This window comes from Microbacterium sp. CPCC 204701, from assembly GCF_004010105.1.
Lineage (GTDB): Bacteria > Actinomycetota > Actinomycetes > Actinomycetales > Microbacteriaceae > Microbacterium.
Genome location: NZ_RRYE01000508.1, coordinates 1 through 1761 on the forward strand (window position 1 = coordinate 1; position 1761 = coordinate 1761).

2 protein-coding genes are annotated in these 1761 nt (G+C 71.5%); one reads left to right on the top strand and one right to left on the bottom strand.

The window, feature by feature from the left end:
- The coding region (locus tag EIO58_RS17320; protein ID WP_240658980.1) for an NAD(P)-binding protein at nucleotides 1-1365 on the bottom strand (1365 nt) is incomplete at its 3' end.
- A 67-nt stretch (nucleotides 1366-1432) separates the two neighbouring features.
- On the opposite strand from EIO58_RS17320, the gene EIO58_RS17325 reads away from it, so the two are divergent.
- A partial coding sequence (locus tag EIO58_RS17325; protein ID WP_274543226.1) for a copper homeostasis protein CutC occupies nucleotides 1433-1761 on the top strand: 329 nt, incomplete at its 3' end.

Sequence of the window (1761 nt, forward strand, 5' to 3'; positions counted from 1 at the left end):
GGTCGCGGCGAGCTCCGCGAGCCGCTGCCGCGCGGCGCCGCCGGACTCCCGCAGACGTTGCACGGCGGCGACCACGACGGGATCGTCGGCCCGCTCCGGCGGGATGCGCGACGGGTTGAGGGTCGTGTCGTTCGACCACCGCCGGATGTCGTCCTCCTTCGCCATCGCGAGCGATGCGTCGCCGCCGATCACCTGCATCGCGGCCCAGTCGATCGGGGTGTCCGCGTACGGCGAGGGTCGGCACACCGCGTTCTTCTCGTCATCGGTGTCGCGCGTGGCTTCGACGTAGCCGGCGAGTGCCGCGCCGAAGCAGGGGAAGCCGGCGCGCACAGGCTGCGGCGTGATCACGCCGGGCCTCCAGATCGGCACGAGTCCGGGATACTTCACTCCGGGCGCAGCGCAGTGCACGATCACGGCGTCGTCTGGAATCCGCACATCTCCCTCGGCGAAGCACAGTCGGCCCCGCTCGGCTTTGCGCAGGTGTCCTCGCCGCACGACGTCCTCGATCGAACGCAGCAGTTCCAGCTCCCACGTCGCGAGCGTCGGCGTCTTCGCCATGGTGGGCGTCACCGCCCGGTCGATTCGGAGCATGACTCCGGCGGCTTCCATGCGGAGGAAGAAGTCGTCTGCCGAAGACGCCTCCGTCGCTGCCGTCATGGTGTCGGCGGCCATGCCGAGGAAGATCGCCGGGTCGGGCTGGACCACGGCGCGGTTGAGCAGCCACGGGTCGCGCGGCCGCACCCACGTGATGGCATCGGCAGCGACGCCCTGGCGGAGGAGCCAGACCCCGGCATCCATCGCTGTCTTGCCGGCGCCCACGAGCACGAACCTCGACGGTGGCGAGGAGAGGTGCACGAGTCCGTTCACCGGGATGACGTGGGCGCCGTCGATCTCGAACGGCGGCGGCGTGAGGGCGGGAATGCCAGGGGAGAGGTACCGGGCGTCGACGAGGCGCGCGAGGGGCGCGACGAACCGGCGGCCGGTGAGTCGCGACACGAACCGCCCGTCGCCGACGAACTCGCAGTTCGAGTGGAACGTGACCTTCCCGCTTTGGGCGAGCCGCTCGGCGACACGCGCGTAGTACTCGCAGATCTCCGCAGCCGACGCCCGTTCCTGGAGACCTCGCTCGGGGCCGTTCTCCTGAAGCCGTCCGCCGCCGAGTCGGGTCGAGGGGACACCATAGAAGACGGACGCCTGATGGAGTCGGACGAACGGGTAGTCGTCGAGCCAGTGCCCGCCTGCGCCGAACCGGCGGTCGACGATGGCGACCGAGACATCGGCATGGTCCGCGAGCGCGTCGGCGAACGCCATGCCCATCGCACCTGCGCCCAGCACGAGGTAGTCGGCGTCGACCGTGACCTCCACGTGCTCATCCGACCACCGGAGCGGGGGAGCGTCAAGGCACACCACACCGCCGGATAGGCTTCCTCGCATGTCTCTGCGCGCCATCGAGATCGCCGTCCAAGACCCTGCAGGTGCCCGTGATGCGATGGCGGCCGGCGCGGCGCGGCTCGAGCTCTGCCAGGCGCTGAGCCTCGGGGGGCTGACCCCGTCGCTCGCGACGCTCGAGGCCGTGCTCGACGCCGTGGATCCCGCCGCGGTGAACGTGCTCGTGCGCCCTCGGGAGGGCGGCTTCGTGTACAGCGCCGACGAGGCCGCGCTGATCACCGCAGACATCCGCGCGTGCGTCGCCCGCGGCGCCGGCGGGGTCGTCGTCGGGGCTCTCGACGAGGCGGGCGGGCTCGATCGCGACGCCGTGCG